The organism is Streptomyces sp. CRN 30 (assembly GCF_034105845.1).
In genome coordinates this window covers 1-4,109 of sequence record NZ_JAVRHI010000265.1, presented here as the reverse complement: position 1 = coordinate 4,109, position 4,109 = coordinate 1, and the positions used below count along the sequence as shown (strand labels likewise).

Here is a 4,109-nt window from a genome sequence, read left to right as displayed (position 1 = left end):
CGCCGCCCACGAGCCGGCCGACGGACGGACCGGCGGACCGGCCGTCCGAGCAGCCGACGGCACAGCCGTCGACGCGGCCGAGTCACCGGGCGACGGCCCGGCCCGGGACCCGGGCGCGGTGGCAGCCGCGCCCGGGTCTTGCCTGGCAGTGGCAGCTCGACGGCAAGGTCGATCCGTCGGCGGCGGACGTGCCCGTGTACGACATCGACGGCTTCGAGAACGACGCGGCGGACGTCGCCCGGCTGCACCGCGCCGGACGCAAGGTGATCTGCTACATCAACGTGGGCGCCTGGGAGGACTACCGGCCCGACGCCGGGGACTTCCCCCGTTCGCTGCTCGGCGGGCCCAACGGCTGGGCCGGTGAGCGGTGGCTCGACATCCGGCGCGTCTCCGAGCTGCGGCCGCTGATGGAGCGGCGGTTCGACATGTGCCGGGACAAGGGCTTCGACGCGGTCGAACCCGACCTGGTGGAGGGGTACGGCAACGAGACCGGCTTCCCGCTCACCGCGCGGCACCAGCTGGTGTACAACCGCATGATCGCGGACATCGCCCACGAGCGGGGCCTCGCGGTGGGCCTGAAGAACGACCTGCCGCAGATCCCCCAGTTGCTGGACGACTTCGACTTCGCGGTCAACGAGCAGTGCGCGCAGTACGGCGAGTGCGCGCGGCTCAGTCCCTTCGTCGAGGCCGGGAAGGCGGTCTTCCACGTGGAGTACGAGGAGGCGACCCGTGACTTCTGCCCGCAGGCACGCCGGTTGCGGCTGTCGTCGATGCTGAAGGAGCCGGAGCTGGGGGTGTGGCGCGACCCCTGCTGACCCCGCTGATCGCGCCGGGGGTGCTCAGGTGTCGTCCCGCAGCATGCGCAGTACGGCCCGTTCGGCGGGCCCGTGGGTCGCGGGGACGCCCGGGGCGCCCCCGTCGCCGAGGCGGGGCAGCACGTCCGCGACGGTGACGCCCTCCTCGTACAGCTCGATCACCCGCGGGTTGATGTAGGAGGCGCGGCAGACGGCGGGGGTGTTGCCCAGGTACCCGGAGACCTCGCGCACCGCGCGGGAGACGGCCTGGCGGCGGGCCCGTTCGGTCCGGGCGGCGGGCTGCGAGACGGCGAGGGCCACGGCGGCCATGACGGTCGCGTGCCAGGTGCGGAAGTCCTTGGCGGTGATCTCCATGCCGGCGAGTTCCTTCAGGTACGCGTTGACGTCCTCGCCGCTCACGTCGTGCCAGGCGGGCGGCTCCCAGTAGGCGAGGAGCCGGTCGCCGCCGCCCCGGCGGCGGCGCAGCGAGACGAGGGTGCGGCAGGCGGCGGGGTCGGCGACGGTCTGCAGGAGTTCCTTGCCGTGTTTGCCGGTGTAGGCGAAGCAGACCTCGCCGGCCCGGCAGCGGGAGTGTTCGCGCAGCAGCGTGGTGAGTCCGAAGCTGTTGTTGAGTTCGGTGTAGCGGTCGCTGCCGATGCGGAAGAAGCCGAGGTCGAGCAGGCGCACGGCGGTGGCGAGGACGCGCCGGCGGGTGAGGCCGCGGTCGTCGAGATGGCCTGCGACGGTCTCGCGCACCGCGGGCAGTGCCCCGGCGACGTCGAGCACGTGCGCGTGCTTGGCCAGCTCCTGCTCGGCCCGGAACGCCGGGTGGTAGAGGTACTGGCGGCGGCCGGCGGCGTCGGTGCCCACGGCCTGGAGGTGGCCGCTCGGCCGGGCGCAGATCCACACGTCGCGCCAGGCCGGCGGGATGACCAGGGCCTTGACCCGGTCCAGCTCGGCTCCGGCGCGCAGGGGTTCGCCGCGGGTGTCGAGGTAGCGGAAGCCGCGCCCGTGGCGCAGCCGCCGGTACCCGCGGTCGGTGGGACGGCTGTGGTGCAGACGCGTGGCCACTTCTCCGTGTTCACCGCCTTCGCCCGGCTGCTGCGTACCCCTGCCGTGTACCCGGGGTGTGGCGGTTGAGGCGGGCGGGGCTTCTGGGCAACTGTTTTCGGCCAGCGGCCGGTGCGGGGCGGGCGCGCGGGACGCGTGACGTGCGGGGTGGTGCGGGGGTGTGCGGAGTCGTTGGGTCCAGATACGGACAGGTGTCGGCGGCGGCGCCCTGGACGGGCGGGCACGCGCTAGCGTGATCTTGCCGTTCGAATCGACGTTCGGCCGGACCGTGGCGTGCCCGGGGCTTCTCGCGTCACGCTGGTGTGGACGGCCGAGCGGGAGCACGAGGGGAGCCCGGGGATGGCACAGGGACGGACAGCCGATCCTTGGCGGCTGCTGCTGGTGGAGGACGACCGGGAGCTGGTCACCATGCTCTCGGGGGTGCTGCGCGAGGACGGCTACGCGGTGGACGCGGCGAGCGACGGCCAGCGAGGGCTGCACCTCGGCCTGACCCGGCGCTACGACGTGCTCGTGGTGGACCGGCGGCTTCCGGTCCTGGACGGCCTGGACCTGCTGAGCCGGCTGCGGTCCCGCGCGGTCCGCACGCCGGTGCTGCTGCTGACCGCGATGGGCACGGTGCACGACCGGGTGGACGGCCTGGACGCCGGTGCCGACGACTACCTGGTCAAACCGTTCGACCTCGACGAACTCGGCGCCCGGCTGCGGGCCCTGTGCCGGCGCGCCCTGGACGTCACCGACGTCCTGCGGATCGGCTCGGGCCACCTGTACGTCGGCCGGCGCGAGGTGGAGCTGCCCGACGGGGAGCGGATCGCGCTCGCCGCCCGGGAGTTCGCGCTGCTGTGGGCGCTGGCCTCCCGCCCCGACACGGTGTACTCGCGGGCGGAACTGCGCCGGATGGTGTTCCAGGAGACACCCGCGTCGTCCATCGTCGACACCTACGTCTACTACCTGCGCCGCAAACTCGGCCGGCAGGTGGTGCGCACGGTCCGCGGGCTGGGATACCGGCTGGGGGCGCTGTGAGACCTTCGGAGCACGCGGAGTGGACGGCGGTGCGCCGGGCGCGGCTGCGGATCGCCGTCATCACCGGCGCGATCATCACGCTGCTGGTGACGGTCGTCGGGCTGGTCGCGGACACGGTGATGACGCGGGCGCAGAGCGAGCAGGTGTGGCGGGAGCTGCGCTACGGCGCGTCGCGCGGCGACCTGTCGAGTCCGCCGGTGTGCACCTGGCTGTACGCGCACGACGCGACGCCGCTCGCCAACGCGCCGGACGGTTTCCCGCTCCGCGGCGATCTGGACCGGGTCCGCCGCGACGGGGAGGCCGTGGAGCGCACCGTGGAGCGGGACGGCACGGTCTACCTGGTGCGCACCCAGGTCAGACCGGACGGGGACGTGGTGCAGGCGGTCTTCGACATGCGGTTCCAGCTCGCCGACCGGATCCACCTGTGGTACGCGCTGGGCGTCGCGGAGCTGGTCGGGCTGATCGCGGCGGCCGCCACGGGGCTGCTCCTCGGGCGGCTGTCGGTGGCGCCGCTGGCCGAGGCGCTGGCACGGCAGCGCAGGTTCGTCACGGACGCCAGCCACGAGCTGCGCACCCCGGTCACGCAGGTGTACACGCGGGCGCAGGTGCTGTCCCGGCAGGCGGCCGCCGCGGAGCTGCCGGCCGCGCACCGCGACGGGCTGGTCCGGCTGGTCGGCTCGGCGGGCCGGCTCGGGGCGATCCTGGACGACCTGCTGCTCTCCGCGAGCCTCGCGGCGGACCCGGCGCGGCCCTCGGAGCGGCTCCCGGTGGACCTGGCGGCGCTCGCCCGGTCGGTGGTCGACGAGGAGAGAGAACGCATCCGCGACGGCGGCCTCAGCGTCTCCGTGCACGGTCCGCACCGCCCCGTGTACGTCGGCGGTGTGGAGTCGGCGCTGCGCCGCGCGGTGGGCGAGCTGCTGGCCAACGCCGTCACGCACACCCCGCCGGGCGGGCGAATCGGGCTGACGCTCACCCGCTCGGGCCCGGACGTCGAGCTGATCGTCTCCAACACCGGGCCCGGTTTCGACCAGGAGCAGGCGGAGCGGCTCTTCGAGCGGTTCCACCGGGGCGGCGACGGCGGGCGGTACGGGCTGGGGCTCGCGCTGCTGCGGGAGGTCGTCACGGGGCACGGCGGCACGGTCACCGCGGCGGGCCGTCCCGGCCACGGTGCCCGCTTCACGATCCGGCTGCCCGAGTGCGCCGCCCCGCCCGCCCCGGCGGCCG

General features: G+C 74.5%; 4 protein-coding genes. 3 read left to right on the top strand and 1 reads right to left on the bottom strand.

The features are described from left to right. Positions 1-815, top strand: an 815-nt coding sequence (locus UW392_RS28160; RefSeq protein ID WP_320777931.1) for an endo alpha-1,4 polygalactosaminidase, incomplete at its 5' end; no start/stop codon positions are given. Between the two features lie 24 nt (positions 816-839). On the opposite strand, the gene UW392_RS28155 is transcribed toward UW392_RS28160, so the two are convergent. Continuing rightward, on the bottom strand, positions 840-1,865 hold the full coding sequence (locus UW392_RS28155) for a DNA topoisomerase IB (protein ID WP_320777930.1): 1,026 nt from the start codon (positions 1,863-1,865) through the stop codon (positions 840-842). Positions 1,866-2,204: 339 nt separating this feature from the next. Here UW392_RS28155 and UW392_RS28150 point away from each other — a divergent pair, with 339 nt between their 5' ends. Together UW392_RS28150 and UW392_RS28145 are read left to right on the top strand one after the other, a co-directional pair. Beyond that, complete coding sequence (locus tag UW392_RS28150) at positions 2,205-2,885, top strand: response regulator transcription factor (protein WP_320777929.1); 681 nt, start codon at positions 2,205-2,207, stop codon at positions 2,883-2,885. Then, on the top strand, positions 2,882-4,109 hold a 1,228-nt coding region (locus tag UW392_RS28145; RefSeq protein WP_320777928.1), incomplete at its 3' end, for a HAMP domain-containing sensor histidine kinase. The genes UW392_RS28150 and UW392_RS28145, both read left to right, overlap by 4 nt.

Coding starts and splice junctions, on each gene's coding strand:
- UW392_RS28150 (WP_320777929.1), top strand. CDS start 2,205: ATGGCACAGGGACGGACAGCCGATCCTTGGCGGCTGCTGCTGGTGGAG.